Annotated in this window: 15 protein-coding genes; 5 read left to right on the top strand and 10 right to left on the bottom strand. The window is 62.3% G+C overall.

Annotated elements, in window-relative coordinates:
- Positions 1–101: 101 nt before the first annotated feature.
- The 3 genes from clpX to tig are packed head-to-tail and all read right to left on the bottom strand — an operon-like array spanning position 102 to position 3,352.
- Positions 102–1,388, bottom strand: coding sequence for an ATP-dependent Clp protease ATP-binding subunit ClpX (gene clpX / locus R3F07_06620; protein MEZ5276034.1), 1,287 nt, complete (start codon positions 1,386–1,388; stop codon positions 102–104).
- 17 nt (positions 1,389–1,405) lie between these two features.
- Positions 1,406–2,029 (bottom strand): ATP-dependent Clp protease proteolytic subunit, encoded by a 624-nt coding sequence (locus tag R3F07_06615; protein ID MEZ5276033.1) that lies wholly within the window; start codon positions 2,027–2,029, stop codon positions 1,406–1,408.
- A 15-nt stretch (positions 2,030–2,044) separates the two neighbouring features.
- On the bottom strand, positions 2,045–3,352 hold the full coding sequence (gene tig, locus R3F07_06610) for a trigger factor (protein MEZ5276032.1): 1,308 nt from the start codon (positions 3,350–3,352) through the stop codon (positions 2,045–2,047).
- Between the two features lie 261 nt (positions 3,353–3,613).
- On the opposite strand from tig, the gene R3F07_06605 reads away from it, so the two are divergent.
- Both R3F07_06605 and alr read left to right on the top strand, forming a co-directional pair.
- Positions 3,614–4,330: a hypothetical protein gene (locus R3F07_06605; protein MEZ5276031.1), complete on the top strand. Its 717-nt coding sequence runs from the start codon at positions 3,614–3,616 to the stop codon at positions 4,328–4,330.
- On the top strand, positions 4,327–5,475 hold the full coding sequence (alr, locus tag R3F07_06600) for an alanine racemase (GenBank protein ID MEZ5276030.1): 1,149 nt from the start codon (positions 4,327–4,329) through the stop codon (positions 5,473–5,475). The genes R3F07_06605 and alr overlap by 4 nt, the downstream gene beginning before the upstream one ends.
- A gap of 274 nt (positions 5,476–5,749) precedes the next feature.
- Here the strand turns inward: alr and R3F07_06595 are convergent, their stop codons facing one another.
- Entirely contained in the window at positions 5,750–6,442 is a 693-nt protein-coding gene (locus R3F07_06595) for a hypothetical protein (GenBank protein MEZ5276029.1), read from the bottom strand.
- A gap of 175 nt (positions 6,443–6,617) precedes the next feature.
- Here R3F07_06595 and R3F07_06590 point away from each other — a divergent pair, with 175 nt between their 5' ends.
- Together R3F07_06590 and R3F07_06585 are read left to right on the top strand one after the other, a co-directional pair.
- The gene (locus R3F07_06590) at positions 6,618–8,105 is read left to right on the top strand and encodes a DUF1800 domain-containing protein (protein ID MEZ5276028.1); all 1,488 of its coding nucleotides are present in this window, start codon (positions 6,618–6,620) and stop codon (positions 8,103–8,105) included.
- A 2-nt stretch (positions 8,106–8,107) separates the two neighbouring features.
- On the top strand, positions 8,108–9,346 hold the full coding sequence (locus R3F07_06585; GenBank protein ID MEZ5276027.1) for a DUF1501 domain-containing protein: 1,239 nt from the start codon (positions 8,108–8,110) through the stop codon (positions 9,344–9,346).
- Positions 9,347–9,466: 120 nt separating this feature from the next.
- Here R3F07_06585 and R3F07_06580 read toward each other — a convergent pair whose 3' ends face one another.
- From R3F07_06580 to serS, 6 genes are all read right to left on the bottom strand, one after another.
- The gene (locus tag R3F07_06580; protein ID MEZ5276026.1) at positions 9,467–9,961 is read right to left on the bottom strand and encodes a cell wall hydrolase; all 495 of its coding nucleotides are present in this window, start codon (positions 9,959–9,961) and stop codon (positions 9,467–9,469) included.
- Between the two features lie 52 nt (positions 9,962–10,013).
- Complete coding sequence (locus R3F07_06575; GenBank protein MEZ5276025.1) at positions 10,014–11,399, bottom strand: UDP-glucose 6-dehydrogenase; 1,386 nt, start codon at positions 11,397–11,399, stop codon at positions 10,014–10,016.
- A gap of 72 nt (positions 11,400–11,471) precedes the next feature.
- Positions 11,472–12,752, bottom strand: coding sequence for a PLP-dependent aminotransferase family protein (locus R3F07_06570; GenBank protein MEZ5276024.1), 1,281 nt, complete (start codon positions 12,750–12,752; stop codon positions 11,472–11,474).
- 193 nt (positions 12,753–12,945) lie between these two features.
- Positions 12,946–14,955, bottom strand: coding sequence for an ATP-dependent zinc metalloprotease FtsH (gene ftsH, locus R3F07_06565; protein MEZ5276023.1), 2,010 nt, complete (start codon positions 14,953–14,955; stop codon positions 12,946–12,948).
- A gap of 16 nt (positions 14,956–14,971) precedes the next feature.
- On the bottom strand, positions 14,972–16,429 hold the full coding sequence (tilS, locus tag R3F07_06560) for a tRNA lysidine(34) synthetase TilS (GenBank protein MEZ5276022.1): 1,458 nt from the start codon (positions 16,427–16,429) through the stop codon (positions 14,972–14,974).
- A gap of 21 nt (positions 16,430–16,450) precedes the next feature.
- A complete protein-coding gene (serS, locus tag R3F07_06555; protein ID MEZ5276021.1) occupies positions 16,451–17,725 on the bottom strand; it encodes a serine--tRNA ligase in 1,275 nt (424 codons plus the stop codon).
- Between the two features lie 168 nt (positions 17,726–17,893).
- Between serS and R3F07_06550 the strand changes: the two genes are divergently transcribed.
- Entirely contained in the window at positions 17,894–19,822 is a 1,929-nt protein-coding gene (locus tag R3F07_06550; protein ID MEZ5276020.1) for a glycosyltransferase family 9 protein, read from the top strand.
- Positions 19,823–19,850 lie beyond the last annotated feature (28 nt).

The following is a 19,850-nucleotide window of genomic DNA, read 5'->3' as shown; positions in this document are numbered from 1 at the left end:
AGTCCGCAGCAGCGTCTCGGCCGAAGTCAATCCAGCAAGCCCCTTGCCGGAGTTCGGAATAGCCGAAAACGTCGGATTCCGTACCGCACACCCAAATGGGCTCAGGCCGCGTTCTTGCGGATCGTCCGACGGGCCTTCTTCAGAACCGGCTTCTTGCGCCCCTCGACCACCCCCTGATCGATGACCACCTCGACGATATCGTCACGGTGAGGCAACTCGTACATGACCTCGAGCATGAGGTTTTCCATGATCGACCGGAGCGCCCGGGCTCCCGTCTTCAACTCGATCGCCTTCTTGGCGATGCCGATGATGGCATCCTTGGTCAGGCGCAGTTTGACCCCGTCCATGGCGAAGAGCTTGGAGTACTGCTTGACCATCGCATTCTTTGTCCGGAGGAGGATTTTCTCCAGATCCCCGACGGAAAGCGAATCCAGCACCGAGATGACCGGAAGGCGGCCGATGAATTCCGGGATCATCCCGAACTTGATCAGGTCCTCCGGCGCCAGATCCCGCATGATCTCCTCCGCGCTCAGTTTCTCGGTCCGGGCGCCGGCTCCGTATCCGAGCGAGCGGCCCCCGTTGCGGCGGTGGACGATTTCGTCCATGCCCACGAAGGCCCCGCCGCAGATGAAAAGGATATTGTGGGTGTTGACCTGGATGTATTCCTGATTCGGATGCTTCCTCCCGCCCTGGGGCGGAACATTGCAGACGGTCCCCTCAAGAATCTTCAGCAGGGCCTGTTGCACACCCTCGCCGGAGACATCGCGGGTGATCGAAACGTTTTCGGTCTTCCGGCCGATCTTGTCGATCTCGTCGATGTAGATGATTCCGCATTCGGCCTTCTTCACATCGTAATTGGCCGCCTGAAGGAGACGAAGGACGATGTTCTCCACATCCTCGCCGACATATCCGGCCTCGGTCAGGGTGGTCGCGTCGGAAATGGCGAATGGGACGTCCAGAACGCGGGCCAGACTGCGGGCCAGCAGGGTCTTCCCCGATCCGGTCGGGCCCGCCAGGAGGATATTGCTCTTCTCGATCTCCACCTCGGAAAACTCCGGGGACAATTCCGAGGAATCACGGCCCCCGTAATTGTCGTCGAAAAGAAGGCGCTTGTAGTGATTGTAGACCGCAACCGAGAGCACCTTCTTGGCGTGGTCCTGGCCGATGACGAAATCGTCGAGCGTCTTCTTGATTTCGATCGGCTTGAGCAATTGAAAGGCCGGCCTGGCCTCCACGGCGGGCGCCTTCAGCTCCCGGTCGATGATCGTCTTGCAGACGGTGACGCAGGAGTCGCAGATATAGACCCCGGGACCCGCGATCATCTTCTTCACCTCGGACTGCGATTTGCCGCAGAACGAGCAAAGAGTCATGCGCGCCGATTTAGCCATGAATCAGCTACCGCCGTTCAGGCGGCGTCCTTCGATTTGATGATCTGGGCAACCTCCTCCTTGGCCTCGATCACCTGATCGACCAGACCGTATTCCTTGGCCTCGGCTCCAGTCATGTAGTAGTCGCGATCGGAATCCTTCTCAACGCGCTCGACCGATTTTCCGGAATGCTTGGCCAGGACCTCATTGAGGGTCCGCCGCCAGCGGATGATTTCCTTGGCCTGGATCGAAATATCGACCGTCTGCCCACTGGCACCACCCGACGGCTGATGGATCATCACCCGGCTGTTGGGCAGCGAAAACCGCTTGCCCTTGGTCCCCGCGGCCAGAAGCACCGTCGCCATGCTCGCCGCCTGACCGATGCAATAGGTGACCACGTCGCAGGACAGGAAACGCATGGTGTCATAGATCGCCATCCCTCCGGTGACCACGCCGCCGGGCGAGTTGATGTAGAGGTGGATGTCCTTCTTCGGATCCTCCATCTGGAGGAAAAGGAACTGGGCGATGATCACATTGGCCACCCCGTCGTCAATCGGCGTACCGATGAAGACAATACGATCCTTGAGCAGCCGGCTGTAGATGTCCATGCTGCGCTCGCCACGGCCGGTGTTCTCGATAACGACTGGTACGTAATAACTCACGATAGGTAAAATTGGTCAGCTTTCGGTCGTCACCGTAGCCTGATCAACGAGGAAATCAAGTGTCTTGTCAAAAACGACCGCCTGCTGGATCGAGTCGATCCGCCCACGGTCGCGAGAGAGTTCCTTGGCGTATTTCTCCGGCTTCATCTTGGAACGCATCGCTTCCTGCATGATGACCTGCTGGAGGTCGCGCTCCTCGGCCTTGATATTCTCGGCCTCGGCGACCCGGGCGAGGATCAGCTGCAATTTGGCCCGGCCGATGGCGGCCTTGCGCGAATTCGCAAAGAGATCGTCCTTGTTCTTTTCCAACTCCTCCTGGGGAACCCCACGCTGGACGTTCTGCTCCACGACCTGCCTGAGGATGTTCTGGGTTTCCGCTTCAATCAGGCTCTCGGGAATGCCGAACTCCACGTTCGCCGCCAGTGCTTCGCTCACCTGCCTCCGGATTTCCGAACGGTTCTGGGACTCCTTGCGCATCTTCAGGCTTTCGCTGATCCGGGCCTTCAGATCCTCGAGCGATTCCACCTGCTGCGACTTGAAGAATGCCTCGTCCAGGGCGGGTAGCTCACGCTCCCGAACCTCAAGGGCCTCGATCTGATAAACCGCCTTCTTTCCCCGGAGCGCCTCCAGGGTGAAGTCCCCGGGAAAATCAATCTCAACCTCCTTCTTGTCGCCCTTGGCCAGTCCGCCGAGCTGCTTGGCCAGACCGGGAATCAGGCTGTCGCCGCTACCCACCTCCTCCCAGGTCTGGGGCATCTTGCCGAAGATCGGCCGATCCGGCGCCATTTCAATGATCGGCGTGCCGTCCACCGCGCCTTCGAGACTGAACTTCACATAATCCCCGTCCTGGCTGGCGCGGTCCACCGGCTGGAAGTCAGCCCGATCGCGACGGATATGCTCGATCATCTGATCGATCTCTTCATCCTTGACCTCGGTCGAGGGCACTTTGGCGGCCAATCCCTTGTAGGTCGGAAGCTCGAAGGCCGGGCGGATATCGATGGTGAAGGAGATCTCCGCATCCTTGCCCGTCTCGAGGGTCAACTCGGAAACGTCGACCAGCTGGAGAACCTCCGCCTTCGACTCCTTGAGACCGTCCCGGTAAGCCCGCGACATGATCTTTCCGCGAAGCTCCTCGGCGATCTGTTTCTCAAAACGCTTCAGAATCAGGTTGATCGGAGCCTTTCCCGGGCGAAAACCCGGCACTCGGGCCTGCTTGGCAAATTCTGCGCCGATCGCCTGGTGTTCCTGGCTGATCTCGTCGGCACCCAGGGTGACCACGAGGGTTTTGCGCGTATCGCTGATGTCTTTTAGGTCGGTCTTCACGTCTTCTTGGGTGGACTGGTTCCCGAGGGATTCGATTTTGTCAAACCGTCGACGATAGGGATGCCCCGATCCCCCGGTCAATGCCGAATACGCGACCGTATTCACCCGGGCAGCCCCTCCGGGAAAAGACTCTGCCCACGGAGTTTCAAGAAGGAAGCAAGATGCTGAGAAGCAGCAAGCTGTCGGACTCCGGGGCAATTCCCCTGTCATTTCAATTCCCTCGCCCCGGCTGTGTGCTTGTTTCCGCAGTCCGGGTGGTCTTTGATACCCGCCATCGAAACGGAAACCCAATTCCCCATCCTGATCGTCGATACCGCATCCCCGACCACCTTCGCAGGTCTCGGGGTGAACGGCGGAGGCTGGTCATGGGAGGAGGAAATCCGCGAGTCGGGGATCGCCCTCTTCACCTGCGTCGAGCGATTGCTCAGATCCCGCCCGGTCCCGATCCAATCGATCCGCACGGTCGCCTTCTGCGAGGGCCCCGGATCCATTCTGGGGATCCGGACAGTCGCCATGGCACTTCGAACCTGGATGGCCTCGGGATTTCTCCCGGCAGCCACCCTCATGACCTATTCCAGCCTCGCACTCGCAACCGCTGGATTGCGGCGGCACTGCGCCGACGGCCCACTCACCGTCGCGATTGATGCCCGTCGTCAGAGCTGGTTCTGCCTCACCTCACCGCATCCAGCCACGCCCGCTTCGGAAATCCGAAGGATTCCGCAGGAGCAAGTCGGTGGGATTTCACCGCCCGTCCTCCTGCCCGAGGGTTTCCCAATCTGGAATCCGCGCCCGGAATCCTGGACCAACTGCGCCTACGAACCCCGCCTGCTCGAATCAACGGAAGTCCGAAGACAGATCCTCCGGCCGGTTGCCCTACCCGATGCCTATCAGCCGGAATCCCCATCCTATCAGAAATGGACGCCACCGGTCAACCGGGAGCTCGGACCCACCCCGTCGCCGGAGCACGCCCGCCGATGAGCCGTAACCCTTCCCTCCCCCTGCGCTGCTGGGCCGAAATCGACCTCGCCGCCCTCGAACGGAACATAAAGTCGATCCGACGCGCCCTGCCCGAATGGATCCGATTTGTCGCCGTGGTCAAAGCCGATGCCTACGGACACGGCATCTACCAGGCCGTCGCCCGCCTTATGCACAGCGGAGCAGATATCTTCGCCGTGGCCAATGTCAGCGAAGCAGCCGCCGTCCGGGAGTTGGGCCCCGGCTGGCCGATTCTCATCCTCGGCCCCGTCCTCCCGGACGAAGACCCCTACCTGCTCGAGTTTGATGCCATCCCCACCGTCTCTTCGCTCGATGAAGTCCGGCGTTTCCAGAATCTGGCCGACCGCGCCCATCGCATCCTTTCCGTTCACCTGAAGATCGACACCGGCATGGGTCGAACCGGGGTCTGGCATGATCAGGCCGGGGAAATCCTGGATGCCATCAATCACGCCCCCGCTCTGAAACTGGCCGGGATCTTCACCCACTTTTCCTGTGCGGACTCCGACCCGGCATTCACCGAAGCACAGCGGAGGCTTTTCCTCGATGTCCTCGAGCAACTCCCCATCCCCGAGGGATCCGACCTTCTGATCCACGCCGACAACAGCGCGGGACTGGAAACGTTCTCGGAAGACGGTCCCTTCAACGCCGTCCGGGTCGGCCTGCTCCAATTCGGCATCCTCCCCTATGAGAATTCCATTCTCAGCACAGTCCGGACCGACCCGGTCTTTTCCTTCCATGCCCGGGTCGGGTTGGTCAAGACCGTGCCGATAGGAACCGGTATCAGCTACGGACGGACCCGGGTCGTCGAACGCGAAACCCGCCTCGCCATCCTGACCGCCGGCTACGGAGACGGCATACCGCGCGCCTGCAGCAACCGGGGGCACGTCCTTATCCACGGTCGCCCCTGCCCCATCCTGGGACGGGTCACCATGGACCAGACCATCGTGGATATCAGCGATCTTGATGCCGTCGAAGTCGGTGACCAGGCAACCATCGTCGGCCGCCAGGGCGATGCCGAGATCACCGTCGGCGCGTTCAGTCGATGGGCGGAAACCATCCCATGGGAAACCCTGACCTCAGTCACCAAACGCGTTCCACGGGTCTACAAGACCAACCTCGCCGTCTGACCGTGACCCCGTGGGTGCGGAGGGGTTTGTAACGTATTATGTTACAAAGGCGTCCCGCCTGAAGGCTGTTATCTGCTTTTTCGGGTTTCTTGGCGCGGTGGCTGGCCGGGGGCATCCCGCCGGGGGCGGAGGCTTGAATGCCTCGGCGGGGCGGGGCGGAGACGGGTCGACACCCCTCCAAGACCAATCCCGGCAGGGGGTATCGAAGGCGCACCCAAGGCAAGACACCGCAATGAGCGGCCCGGAAAGGAACCTCCCGGTGCCTGACACCACATCAGTCCGCCAGGTCGAGGGCCCGAGTGAGGAGTTCCCGGCGTCGATTGGCGAAGCGGTCGCTCTTCTTCTTGAGAAGGCCGATTCTCCGTTGGATGGTCTCCCGGTGAAACCGGAGTTCCCTCACGGCGGGAAGCGAGGCCGATTCGACCAGGCAGGACACCGTGTAGTAGAACGGGTAGCGCTTCCATCCCCCGCCAGGCAGCCGATGGCGAGACAGAGTTTTCAAACCGCGCTCGAGAGCGCTCGCATGGCCCCGATAGACGCCTGCCGCGAGGGCCCGCCACAGCGCCACCGAACACGTTCCGCAACAGAAATCCCCGTCCGCGTCCGCCTTCGATCCCTCCGATTCGAAGATACGCGAGGCCAGATTCTTCTCGGAAACCTCCCGCGCCTGCGAGGACACTCCCGTCACGTTCTCGATCAACGCCAGCATCCGGGTCCCTTCTTCGGCGATGACGTGGGCCCGGCCCGCCCTTGTGGTCAGCACTTCGCCGGTGAACAACCGAAAGGTTCTCGACCAATCCGCCTCCGTCATGGCGAGGCCCCCGGCATAACCTCGTCCGTCCGAAAGCCGATCTCCGGTCCACTCCTGGATGGCGCCGGCTTCACTGACCCAATCCCTATCCCAAAAGACCGCCTCGTTGAATCGATCGACGGTCTCGATCAGACTGTTTTTGTTCAGTATCTTCATAATACACCTCGAGTCCGCGTATTTCGGAAGGACGATTCTGACGGCATTCCCTCGGATGGACAAGGGAGGAATAACTCCCGCAATCAGGGAAAGGTGTTTTCAGCCGATTCCAGGTTGCCGGTAACCTTTATCCGAAACAAACGTCTTCAGGCTATAACCGAACCCGTCTGACTTGATGAGCCCGACTCCACCCGTTCCGGCGCCCGACGAGGCCTGGCAACCTCTTCCCGAGACTGAGTGGACCCGTGCAGACGCGCGTCACCTTCTTCTGCGAACGGGATTCTCCGCCCCTCCCGAGCGGGTTGAGGCCGTCTTTGCCGCCGGCGCGGACGGGGCAATACCAATGATTTTCGGAAGTCCGGCGCCCATGCCCGTTCCCGAGACGCTGGCGAACCTGGAAGCCGACCCGAGGACCCGACCGGGAAAAGACCTGAGTCCGGTTGAGCAGAGACAACGGAAAAAGGAACTCCGGGAAACGGCCCGGGATGCCTACAACAATTACGCGATCAATTGGTATGGACTGGCGACGGATCCGGACCGATCGGCCGTCGAGAAGTACGTCCTGTTCCTTCAGAACGTCTTCGTGGTGGCCGCCTCCAAGGTGAAAAACCCGGTGCTGCTCTTCCAGCATCAGCAGCTTCTGCGGGTGTCGGGTTTCGGCTCCTACATCGCACTGACCAAAGCGGTCAGCCGGTCTCCGGCCATGATTCAGTACCTGGATCTTCAACAAAGCGCGAAAGGCAAACCCAACGAAAACTTCGCCCGGGAACTCTTTGAACTGTTCACCCTCGGTGAAGGTCACTACACCGAGGACGACATCAAGGAGGCGGCCCGGGCCTTCACCGGATACCGGAATGTGCAGGGGCGCTCCGTGATCGTGGCCCGGCAACATGACGGCGGGACCAAAACCGTCTTCGGACAGCCTGGACGATGGAGCGGCGACGACGTCATCGACCTGGTCTTCCAGCAGCCGGCCGCCCGTCGGTTTCTCCCGAACGAGCTCTGCCGGTTCTACCTCTCCGATGAACCGCTTTCCGAAGCGTATCCGGAGGCCCTCGGAGAGGCGTGGTTCCGCGATGATTTCGACTGCGGCCGGCTCCTCCTGCGTTTCTTCCGCAGCCGCCTCTTCTATCACCCCGCTTACCGGGGCAACTTGATCAAGAGCCCCGTTCAGTTCACTGTCGGCTTGCGGCAGGATCTGAAGCTGGACCCATCCCCCCTTCCTCGCCTTGCGGAAATCCCCATGCGACAGATGGGGCAGCCCTTTTTCAATCCGCCCAACGTAAGGGGGTGGGTCGGCGGACAACGCTGGATCAATGCCTCCACCCTGGCAGCCCGTCGCCAGGCGGTTCTCGGCGCCTTCGCCGAGTTTGATCCCCGGCGCCTCAATGCCGACGAACGCCGCGCCCTTGAAGCGGCCGAGGCCGAAGGCAAGGCGACCTTCAGAGTGCCCGACAACGCCTTTACCGAACTGATGTCCGAAAAGCCCGGCCTCATCGTGGACCGCCTCGTCGACGCCTTTCTCGCCCTCAAGCCCGACGACCACACCATCAGCCGATTGACGCAGCATCTGGCCAACGCCCGGAACTCGAAGGAAAAAGCCATCCGCATCCGGCAGACCGTCATCACCCTCCTTCTCTCCCCCTACTACCAGGTCTGCTGAAAATGAAAAATCCGTCCGGACAATTTCCCTACACCCGTCGCGAATTTCTCGGCCGCGGAGTTCGCGGCCTCAGCCTGATCGCCTTCAGCGGCTTCGCTCCCGGTTTCCTCACCCGGAGCCTGCTGGCCGGCAACCCTCAACCGGGGAAAGATTCCTCCATCCTCGTCCTTGTCCAGCTGGCCGGGGGCAACGACGGACTCAACACAATCATTCCATTCGAGGACGACCGCTACTTCCGCCTCCGCCCGACGCTGGCCATCCCGAAAACCAAGTCCATTCCCATCGGCGGGCTGCTCGGACTTCATCCCGAATTGAGCGACTTCCGGCCCCTCCTCGACGACGGCAAACTCGCCATTCTCCAGAACGTCGGCTATCCCAACCCGAACCGGAGTCATTTCCGGTCGACCGAGATCTGGGAATCGGCCGCCGGATCCGATGACTTCCTCCCCACGGGCTGGCTTGGCCGGTTTTTCGACGCCCGCTGCGCCGGAATGGACGGACCGGCCGGAATTCACCTCTCGACCGAGACGCCGCCCTCCTTCCTGGGCGCCGCTCCCCATGAGACCTTCGGCCTCCCGGCCCGGGCCGGTCGGGGTCGATCCGGTTCAACCGCCAAAGGCGCCGAGCGGGCCCTCCTCGAGCAGATTCCCGAGGCCGGCTCCTCCAACCTGACCTTCCTCAAGCACACCATGCTCGACGCGATCGTGACCGAGGAGAAGATCCAATCGATCCTTGCCGGACCGGGAAGATCCTCCCTGTATCCGGAATCCGGATTGGGAGGCTCCCTGCGCAACATCGCCACCCTCATCGCGGCCGATCTGCCGACCCGGGTCTACTTCGTCTCGCTCGGCGGCTTCGACACCCACAGCAACCAGGCCGCCACCCACGGCGACCTCCTCCGCACCCTGGCCGAAGCGATGCGCGCCTTCCAGGCGGACCTTGAAGCGAAGGGCGTGGCGGATCGCGTGCTTACCATGACCTTCTCCGAGTTTGGCCGCCGTCCCGCCGAGAACAACGGCCGGGGCACCGACCACGGCACCGCCGCGCCTCTCTTTGTCATGGGTTCCTCACTACACGGAGGCATCCACGGAGACCGCCCCGACCTTGATCTTCAGCCGAAGTCGGACCTTGAATACAGCATCGATTTCCGCGGCATCTACGCCCGGATACTCGACCGGTGGCTGGATTGTCCGTCGGAGGCCGAGCTTGGCGGAAAATTCGACGCTCCGGAGTTTGTCTGAAAGGGCGGAGGAACCGGCCGATTCCCCGCATGGACACGGACCGGGCACCTGCCGGACCGGACTGGCGGAGGCATGGACCAAGGTCCGGCCCTGTGGCTGAAGGTGGCGACGCCCCGGGACTCAGGGTTGCTTCATGAACTTGTGACTGCCGATGATGGCGGTCACCGTCATCTTGCTCATCCAGGTGGCCCGTTCCTTCTTGAGGGAAAAATGGGTGGCGCCGCCGGTCACATCCTGAAGCGTTCCGGCATACAGCCGATCCACCACCTTGAGGGCGAGTCCCCAGTTCGGATCGCGGGAGGCGCGCCGAACCAGCGGGGCATAGCCCTTGCCCGCGTTATTGCCCCGGGTGGCCGAGTTCATCGAGGAAAAGGCGTAAGGCTTCCTGACCTCCCGGTAGAACCGGCGGGAATCCCCGTCTGCCCGGTTGGAAATCACGTTGGCCACCGCCATCAGGCCAACCGGTCCGTCACTCGACGCCTCAAGGACGAGGCAGGACGCCACCACCTGCCGTTCCCAGGGATCCGGGACATAGGCGGCGGCCTTCGAGGATAGGGCGAAACACGCGACGACCGCCGCGAATCCCAGGCATCCCGCTCTCGCTCCCCTGACCATATGGGCTGCAAAAATACAGACCCGGGGCGATTTGCCAAACCCCAATATCGGCTCAGCGCCCGCCCTTGCCGATGCCGGAAGCGACAAAGCCGATCCCGCGCAGGGCTTTCAGATCAAGGACATTGCGTCCGTCGAAGAGGAAGGCCGGCTTGACCATCCCCTCGAAAATCCGGCCAAAATCGAGCGTCTTGAATTCGTCCCATTCCGTCAGGACAAGGATGGCATGGGCCTCCCGGGTCGCCTCGTAGACGTCGTCGACGATCCGGACCCGGTGGTTCGAACGCCCGTCCTCGAGAACCTCCTTCTGCCTGAGGTCCATCCGTATCTGTTCTTCGGATACTTTGGGATCATAGATCGCAAGGTGGGCCTGCTCCTCGAGGAGATCGCGGCAGACATAGATGGCGGCGGACTCGCGGGTGTCGTTCGTGTCCTTCTTGAACGCGAAACCTAGGACGGCGATCTTCTTTCCGGCAACGGTGTTGAAGAGGCTGCTGACGACCTTCTGGGCATAACGCCCCTTCTGCCAGTCGTTCATCTTGACGACCTGTTCCCAGTAGGCGGCGACTTCGGGCAGCCCGAAATGCTCGCAGAGGTAGACGAGGTTGAGAATGTCCTTCTGGAAACAGGATCCACCGAACCCGACCGAGGCTTTGAGAAACTTCGGACCGATGCGGCTGTCGCGCCCGATGGCAAAACTGACCTCATCCACATCCGCCTCGGTCGCTTCACAGAGAGCGGAGATGGCGTTGATGCTTGAGATGCGCTGGGCGAGGAAGGCGTTGGCGACGAGTTTCGAGAGTTCGGAGGACCAGAGGTTGGTGGTGATGATGCGCTCCCGCGGCACCCAGGCAGCGTAGACCGCCGCCAGGGTCGCGGCCGCCTCAAGTCCCTCCGGGGTGGTTTCCCCACCGATGAGGACGCGATCCGGGCTCTCCAGATCGGCAATGGCCGTTCCCTCGGCGAGGAATTCCGGGTTCGAGAGGACCTGGAACTCGGCCCCGCCCTGACAATTGGCGGTCAGGACGGTCTTCAGCGACTCGGCCGTCCGGACCGGCAGGGTCGATTTCTCGACCACGATTTTCCGCCCCTTGGCCACAGCGGCGATCCGGCGTGCGCACAGCTCGATATAGCGCAGGTCGGCAGCCCGTCCCGCCCCGACGCCATAGGTCTTGGTCGGGGTGCCGACACAGACGAAGATCATGTCCGCTTCATCGATCCCCCGGTCCACCTCAGTGGAGAAGAAGAGGTTTCGACCACGGGACTCCCGGACGACTTCATCCAGACCCGGTTCGAAGACCGGGAGATGATCCGAGTTCCACTGGTTGATCCGGGCCTGATTGATATCGACCACGGTGACCTTGATGTCCGGGCATTTCCGGGCAATCATGGCCATGGTGGGACCGCCGACATAGCCGGCTCCGATGCAGCAAATATTCATAGGGTCGCTCGTGAAATCTCGATATTCCGGGAAAGGGATCCACCCATCGCAACGTCAGAAACCGGGGGAACCTTAAGCCGGCACCGCCACCTTCCGGGCGGCCCGGGCGAAGCGGGAGGCCGCGTCCGCAAGCTGGTCCGGTGAGAGCACCCCGAAGCTCAGGCGCACGCGACCGGATGACGGCCGATCGCCATAACAGAGATCACCCGGAACATAGATCACCTTTTCCTCGAGACAGGCCTGCCAGAAGGCGGAATCGGTCCGTGTATCCAGACCGACGGGCGCCCGAAGCCAGAGGTAGATTCCTCCCAGGGGCTTCGCCCAGACCCAGCCAAGACCATCCAGTCCCTCGGAGCGGAGGGCATCGTCCAGAGCCTCCATCTTGAGACGGTATTTGTGGCGGAGGATGGCCATCTGCGGGTCGAGGCCGCCCTCGAGCAGGATCTCCTCCAGAAGGGACTGGTTGAAATTCGCCGTCCCGAAATCATGATGACTTTTAAGCCAGAGCATCCGCTGAAGCAGCTCGGGAGCCGAACAGATGCCGAAGCCGGTCTTCAGGCCGCTGGCATAGGGTTTGGTCAGGGTGCCCAGGTAGAGGCAGGGCATCGAGCCAAACGCGCTCAAGGCGAGAACGCTGGTGGCCGGAAAGGGTTCTTCAAAATAGAGATCACGGTAGGCGGCGTCCTCAATCACCACGGGCCGGACGCCACGCTCAGCCAGGACCCGTGCCAGACCCTCCTTTTCCTCAACCGTTCGAGAGAGACCGGTCGGATTGGAGAAGTAACTCTCCAGATAGACAATCTTGACCCGCCTGATCTCGCCCGAAGCCTCCAGTTTCGCGAGCAGCGACCCGAATGCCTCGAGATCGAGACGCCCTTCCTCGCATTCGGGGAGATCCAGAATCCGGGCTCCTTTGCCCCGGAGCATGTCGAGGTAAACGAAATAGCTCGGGCGCTCGACCATCACAATATCGCCGGGATCGCAGAGGACCGACGTCGCCAGATACAACGCCTGCTGGGAACCATTGGTCACAAGAACCCGATCGGGATCCGCCTCTTTCTCGCCCAGGCCGTCAAGGGCCGCGATGCGTCCGGCGAGCAGGCGGCGCAGTCCCGGCCGGCCCTGATTGGTTCCGTATTGAAGATGATCCGGCGGTCCGCTGCGTTCCTCGAGACGGCGGACGGCCCGGCCGATCGCCGTCACCGGCAATGATGAGCTGTCGGTGAATCCGGCCGCCAGACTGAGAAGATCGGGATCGTGGAGTGCCGCGCTCATGAGGCTGGCAATCGCGGGCGACCGGAGACGCTTGCCGAAATCGGAAAACGGGATGGACATCGGATCAGGACGGCTCATGGAAGGGTGCCAGTTAACGGATCCGCCGACCGGAGGGCAAGGCTGGGGAAACGGGGTAAACGCCTCCCGGCAGATCGGCGCCGGGTGGGCAACAACCTCCACCTGCCGGGACCGGTCCGCTGTCGGCAGGTCTTCCGCGCTTCCCGGGCGGACGGTCCAGAACGATGGCCGGCCTCGGGAAATCCCTATCCTCTCAGGCCGGTTGCTGGGCGGAATCGATCCCCGGAGGAATCGACTCGGGTTCGGAACGGGCCGCATCCTTGGAGCCCGAGACGACCGGCTCGGATTTCTTGAGGGGCTCGGGCCGCGCAATCGCCGACTGGATTTCGCCGTGTTCGATGATTTCGTGCACGTGCTGTCCGTCCAGAGTCTCGAATTCGAGGAGGGACTCCGCCAGTTTGTCGAGCGCCGGACGGTGTCCTTTGATGACATCGGTGGCCCGTTGATACTGCTCATCAACGATCCGGCGGATCTCCGAATCGATGCGCTGCGCGGTCTCCTCACTGTAATTCTGGGTCCGGCTGATCTCCCGGCCAAGGAAGACGGTTTCCTGGTTGTCCCCCAGAGCGATCGGACCGAGCACGCTCATACCCCAATCGCAAACCATGTGCCGGGCGAGTTTGGTCGCCTGCTTGATATCGCCCGAAGCCCCGCTGGTCACATCGCCCAGCGCAATATCCTCCGCAATGCGACCGCCCATCATGGTGGCCAGCTGATTGAGCATGCGGCGTTTCGCGTAATTGTAGGTGTCCTTGGTCGGAATGAACATGGTGCTGCCCAGGCTCCCGCCTCGCGGAATGATCGTCACCTTGTGGATGGGCATGTTGCCGTCGTCGAGGACCGCCTGAACAAGGGCATGGCCGGCCTCATGGTAGGCCACGATCTTCTTGTCCTCGTCGTCCATGATCCGGCGCCGTTCGCGGCCAAACTGGACCTTCTCGCGGGCCTCCTCGATATCGCCGCCGTCGATCTTCTTCTTGTTCCGCCGGGCCGCGGTCAGGGCGGCCTCGTTGAGCAAGTTGGCAAGTTCGGCGCCGGATAATCCGGGCGTTCCACGGGCCACCGTGGCCAGGTTCACATCGTCGGCCAAGGGGAGCTTTCGGGCATGGACCTTGAGAATCTGTTCGCGGCCCACCAGATCCGGGAGATCAATATAGACCTGCCGGTCGAATCGCCCGGGACGCAGCAGGGCGCTGTCGAGGACATCCGGCCGATTGGTTGCCGCGATGATGATGACGCCCTCGGTCGTGTCAAAACCGTCCATCTCGACCAGAAGGGAGTTGAGGGTCTGCTCGCGTTCGTCATTTCCCCCGCCCAATCCGGCGCCACGCTGGCGTCCGACCGCGTCGATTTCATCGATAAAGATCAGACAGGGCGCGTTCTTGCGCCCCTGCTCGAACATATCCCGGACCCGGCTCGCACCGACACCGACGAACATCTCGACAAAATCCGAACCGCTGATCGAGAAGAAGGGCACATCGGCTTCTCCGGCCACCGCTTTGGCCAGGAGGGTCTTGCCCGTTCCCGGAGGCCCGACCATCAGGATACCCTTGGGAATCCGTCCGCCGATTTTCTGGAATTTCTTCGGATCCTTGAGGAACTCTACCACCTCGCTGACCTCTTCCTTGGCCTCGTCGCAGCCGGCAACGTCGTTGAACGTCAGCCGTTCCCGATCCCGCTGGAGGAGCTTGGCCTTGCTCTTGCCGAAATTGAGAGCTCCGCGGCCGGCCATGCGTAATTGGCGGACAAAGAGAAAGTAAAGGAGCCCGATAATGATGATGAAGGGCAGCAGGCTGAAGAGCAACTGGGTGAACAGGGTATTGGCCCGCGCTTCGGTGAAGGCACCGGACTTCTGCAGGCGGGCAAAATTCTCATCGGTCAGGCGACCTTCCGCCCGAAACGGGATGGAGGGTGCCCCGGACCCGCTGACATTGCGGATCTTGCCCATCAGGATGGCCCAGTCCTTGCCCCCGGAAGAATCGGCCTTTATGACGCCCTCCGAGACATCGCCGGCCTCAGCCGCCTCCACCACCTGCTGGATCCTCAGAGGCTCGGCACTGCTCGAATTGCCGGGATTGAAAAACCAGAGTGCGACAATGGCGGCGAAAATCGCCAGCCAGATCAGTAGGACACGCGGTTGGAAGCGCTCGGGGGGCGTATTCTTGAGCGGCTTTCGGTTACCTCTTTGCTTGGGGTCGGACATCTAAAAAGAATCGGTTTTACAGACGGAAGGTGGCGGTTGACCAGCAATAAGTCAATTGAACGGCTCGGAACGTTTGTTCATTAATCCGCAGCCGGTCGGCTGGAGGAAGTCCCGGGCACCAGACAATCTCACCCTCAGGGAGGCAGAAGACAGGCAGAAAACGTCGCCGTTCCACACAAATCTTCCGATTGATGAACTGATCGCTCAGCTTGATCGTTCCGGGCGCGCCCAGGGGGCGGTAGCGATCGCCCTCGCACGGCGGCCTTACCGTGAAAACCGGGATCGAATCATCGGTCCAGGCCAACCAGGCCATTCCGTCCGGGTCATTTTCTCCGCTCAGGATCCGCTCGCGCAAATCCGGACTGAGGGTGACCTGGCGGGCCCCCACCCTCGTGCCCGACGGCAGGACCAGCATGCTGCCCGTCGCGAGGGAAACCCCGGTCCAGTCCTCTCCAGGCGACCTGGCGGTGGGCGAGAAACGGAGTCGGTCATTGGTGAGCGCCACCGTTCCCGCCTTCCCCGCGCTGATCCGCAGGTCCACACCCGCCAGAGCGTTCTCAACCAGCATCTCAACCCAGCTTCGACTGATTCCGCTCAGATCGGGGCGGCCCCGCGCCCATCGATCGATGGCTCGGCGCCACAAGGCAACCGGCCGACCCCGAAGAGGTCTCAGGTCGATCAAGTCGTCGGAAAACGAACTTTCCGGGAGCATCTCTTCCAGCCACTGGTCCAGCGCCCGATCTTCGTCCTCCAGTCTCCGTCGGGCCAGGAGAACTCCGGTCGCCAGATCCCGGCTCTCGGCCGCCCCCCAGGCCGGCAAGACGGTCCGGCGGAGTCGGTTGCGCAGATGAGCGTCTTCCAGGTTGCTGGCATCCTCACGCCAGGGAGCGCCGGCTTCGGTCAATACCCGACGCACCCGCTCGCGGGTCCATCCCAAAAGAGGACGGTAATGGCGGATTCCGGATGAAAAAGCCTGAACCGGCCGTGGCGAGGAGAGTCCGGCCGCCCCGCTTCCCCGGGCCAACCGGATCAACATGGATTCGATGACATCCTCGGCCTGATGACCCAGGGCCAGGCTGGTCGACCCGAGACGGCGCAAGGTGGCGTGCAGGAAATCGAGCCGGGCCCGTCGAAGGACATCTTCCGTTGGCGGATGAAGCCCCGCCCCCACCCCTTCGCTGTAGGGAAGCCCGAGACCTTCCGCCAGAGAACGGACGAAGCCGGCATCCGCACGGGAGGCATCCCCGCGGACACCGTGGTCAAAATGCAGGACATGCCAGGAGCGAGCCCTACCGAGGCACCCGACCAGCGCCAGGACCAGCAAGACCGAGTCCGCCCCCCCCGAACAGGCCAGACCGGTCGCCTCTTCTTCGGACACCGCCTCCAGCCCGGCCACCGCTGCCGGTTCGAGATCCGACCGGGAGACAAGATTGGCGACCCGGGCTGCGCAGACTTTCCAATCAACCCCGGTCATGAAATCTCAAATCGTGTCCCTTCAGTCGTCAAACCCGAGTTCATCCCCACCGTAATAGGGTCGAAGAACCTCGGGGATGCGGACCCGTCCATCGGGTTGCAGATTGTTCTCCAGGATGGCCACGAATGTCCGTGGAACAGCCAGAGCCGATCCATTGAGGGTATGGACATATTCGGGCCGGCCCGTTTCCGCCGACCGGAAACGAATCCCGGCACGCCGGGCCTGGAAACTCTCGAAATTGCTGCAACTGGATACCTCAAGCCAGCGCTGTTGTCCGACCGCCCAGACCTCCAGATCGTACTTCTTGGCCTGGGCAAAGCCGAGATCCCCACTGCACATCAGGAGAACCCGATAAGGAAGCCCGAGCTTGCGAAGGAGATTCTCCGAATTTCCACGAAGGGTCTCGAGTTCATCGTAGCTGTTGTCCGGGTGGACCCATTTGACCAGTTCCACCTTGTCGAATTGATGGACCCGATTGAGTCCCCGGACGTCCTTGCCGTAGCTGCCCGCCTCGCGACGGAAGCAAGGCGAGTAGGCCACCCGTCGCACGGGAAGGGACTCCGGATCGAGAATCTCATCGCGGAAGAAATTGGTCAGAGGGACCTCCGCGGTGGGAATGGCATAGAGACCACCCTCGACGGTTTGATACATCTGACCCTCCTTGTCCGGAAGCTGTCCGGTCGCAGTGGCGCTCTCCGCGTTGACGAAGAGCGGTGTGCTGACCTCTTCGTAGCCGGCGCTGCCCGCCTCATTGAGGAAAAACTGCACCAGGGCCCGGGCCAGGCGCGCACCCTGGCCCACAAAGAAAGGGAATCCCGCCCCGGTCACCTTGCCACCGCGATCAAAATCGACGATACGGGAAAACCAGGGGATCTCATAATGCGGGACGGCATGCGCCGGAGGCGGCGCGATCTCGCCCCAAGTGTCCACCGTCTGGTTGCCGGATGGATCGGGTGCCACCGGCACCGAGTGATGGGCGATGTTCGGGATGGTCAGCACGGCCTCGCGGAATTCCGATTCCAATTCCTTGAGCACGGCCTCCTCCTGCTTCAGCCGGGCCGAGGCCGCCTTCAGCACCTGGACCTTGGCGATGAATTCCGGCGATCCCTTGGGCAGGGCGGCCATCTCCGTGTTGGCGGACTTCTGTTCCGACCGAAGTCGCTCGACTTCGGCCAGCCGCGTCCTCCATCGACCATCGATTTCAAGGACCGCGTCGAGGTCACAGTCATTCCGCTTGTCGGCAATGGCTTTGCGCAGAACATCCGGTGTTTCCCGGAGGATTTTGGTGTCAATCATGATGGAGGCGCCCGTGATGAATTGACTGAAGCCTGATCCTCCGACCGTCTCCCGGGCAAGCGCATTTCCGCCTCCAATACCAAGGACTCAGGCTCGATCGGCGAAAAAACGTCGCCAATCGGATCGGAAAATCTCAGTTTCCCAAAGCACATTTTCCCCTTTCCGGCCTTGATTCCACTCATACGCATTTCCGGCTGGTTGGCCGCCCGCGGACCGACCTTCATCCCGGCCATGACCCTGTCACTCCTCGCGCATCTGGGTTTTCACCTTTTTCCCGATCGCCGTCGCCGCCTGCTGGCCAACCTCCATCACGCCTTTCCGGAAAGACCAAAGGAATGGCATCGGCGGACTGCTGTCCATTCCGTCCGGCAACGCCTCGAGAACCGCCTCCTGTCCATCGCCCTGCCCTACCTCACCGAGCGCCGGCTGCGGTCCATGATTCATCTGCCGGCGACGGCAAGGACCGCACTGAAAAGGCGACTCGATGCCGGGGAGCCAACCGTCCTGGCCTTGCCTCAGGTCGGTGCATGGGGATTGGTGGCCGCGCTGCCTCTGGTCTACCCGGACGACCGACTCCGTTTGACCATTTCCTGCGACTCCCAGAGGAAGACCCGGCTTCAGGAATTCAGACGGCGCGGCCAGGTGCGGTTCGGGGTCCGCTTTCTCGGACCCGAGGACGGGCTTCTGGCAGGATTCCGGACACTGCGGGAAAACGGCCTCCACGGGGTTCTCTTTGATCAGGCGAAAGTCCGCAACAGTCCACAGACCCTGCTGATGGACCGCCTGACGACGCTCTCGGATCTGCCGGGAGCCCTGGTTGAACATTTCAGGGCTGGATTGGTCGGTCTCTACACGGAAAGGATCAGTTTCTGGCATTATGCCCTTCGGATTGACGAGGTCGTCACCACCCCGGCCGCCCTTCCTGCCTCGATCAGCCTGAACAACTGGCTCGAAACACTCCTGCGAAGCAGCGACAGCGCCTGCGGCAGCTGGCCCTGGGACGAGGATTACTGGCAGCGACCCCGCTCGTCCGCCCAGATCCTACGCCTCGACCGGAGCCGCCCACTCGCTCACGCCGGCATCGACCTGCCTCGGTCCTGGCGGATTTGGGTGAGGCTCCCGGATGGTCTCGGCCCCGCCCTCAAGGCTGTCCCCGTGATCCGGGCCCTGCGACGCTCGCGACCCGACGCCGCCATCACCCTGCTCGGCCGCCGGTCATTGCTCGAACTCCTGCAGTCGTCCGGGCTTGCCGAGTCCGTCATTCCGCTCCCTCCCCATCGGTTGAACCTTCGCTCCCTGGTCCAGTCCCAGGAGGCCTATCCCGACCTCTACCTGATCCTCGACCAGAGCAGGCGCAACGACACCGAGGCATGGGTGACCGGATGCCCGGTCCGGATCGGCATGCAGGACGAGGGGGAGACCCGAGCCCTGTTGACCGCGCGTTGGACGATTCCCGAAACCCTGGACCGACGGCGGCTCCATGAGACCCGCCTCCTTGAATATTTCCTCAGGCATTTCGGACTGAACGCCTCGCGGGATTGCACTCCGCCGATTCCCAGAGTCGCTCGATGGCCCGGAAACCCGGAAAACCGGCCGGCCTCGCGTCTGGTCGGTCTGCTGATCGGCCCGACGGACGAGCCCTCCCATCAATGGCCGGTCGAGCATTGGCGGGCCCTGGCCTCCCGGCTCGTCCGAGAGAGGACCGGTATTCATATCATCGTGATGGAAACGGGGCGTCCGCGACGGTCCTCCGATTCATTGGCCCGGGATCTGCCGACCGGCCGCTTCACCCATTTCAGGGGCGGTCCCGAAAGCCCGGAGTTTGCCGGAGCCCTCGCATGCTGCGACCTCGCAATCGGCCAGAACAGCGGAACCCTTCACCTCGCGAACGCGATGGGCGTGCCCGTCATCGGACTCTACGGGCCGGAGAATCCTGTTCGAACGGGACCCGTTTTCCAGGCCCCCTGCCGAATCCTCCTTCCACCCGGGTCCCGGCCGACCGGCGGACGACCGATCTCCGGAATCACGGCCGAAATGGTGCTCCAGGCGGTGGACCAGAGCCTCAATCGGGCGGCGCTTACTGGTGTGGCGGCCTGATCGCGACCGCACTTCGATTTGGTTTGCC

This window comes from Opitutaceae bacterium, from assembly GCA_041395105.1.
In the GTDB taxonomy this organism is placed as follows: domain Bacteria; phylum Verrucomicrobiota; class Verrucomicrobiia; order Opitutales; family Opitutaceae; genus B12-G4.
The sequence above is the reverse complement of the archived record's forward strand: the minus strand, read 5'-3'. Positions and strand labels throughout refer to the sequence as shown.

Coding starts and splice junctions, on each gene's coding strand:
- clpX (MEZ5276034.1), bottom strand. CDS start 1,388: ATGGCTAAATCGGCGCGCATGACTCTTTGCTCGTTCTGCGGCAAATCG.
- alr (MEZ5276030.1), top strand. CDS start 4,327: ATGAGCCGTAACCCTTCCCTCCCCCTGCGCTGCTGGGCCGAAATCGAC.
- R3F07_06595 (MEZ5276029.1), bottom strand. CDS start 6,442: ATGAAGATACTGAACAAAAACAGTCTGATCGAGACCGTCGATCGATTC.
- R3F07_06590 (MEZ5276028.1), top strand. CDS start 6,618: ATGAGCCCGACTCCACCCGTTCCGGCGCCCGACGAGGCCTGGCAACCT.
- R3F07_06585 (MEZ5276027.1), top strand. CDS start 8,108: ATGAAAAATCCGTCCGGACAATTTCCCTACACCCGTCGCGAATTTCTC.
- R3F07_06580 (MEZ5276026.1), bottom strand. CDS start 9,961: ATGGTCAGGGGAGCGAGAGCGGGATGCCTGGGATTCGCGGCGGTCGTC.
- R3F07_06575 (MEZ5276025.1), bottom strand. CDS start 11,399: ATGAATATTTGCTGCATCGGAGCCGGCTATGTCGGCGGTCCCACCATG.
- R3F07_06570 (MEZ5276024.1), bottom strand. CDS start 12,752: ATGAGCCGTCCTGATCCGATGTCCATCCCGTTTTCCGATTTCGGCAAG.
- ftsH (MEZ5276023.1), bottom strand. CDS start 14,955: ATGTCCGACCCCAAGCAAAGAGGTAACCGAAAGCCGCTCAAGAATACG.
- tilS (MEZ5276022.1), bottom strand. CDS start 16,429: ATGACCGGGGTTGATTGGAAAGTCTGCGCAGCCCGGGTCGCCAATCTT.
- serS (MEZ5276021.1), bottom strand. CDS start 17,725: ATGATTGACACCAAAATCCTCCGGGAAACACCGGATGTTCTGCGCAAA.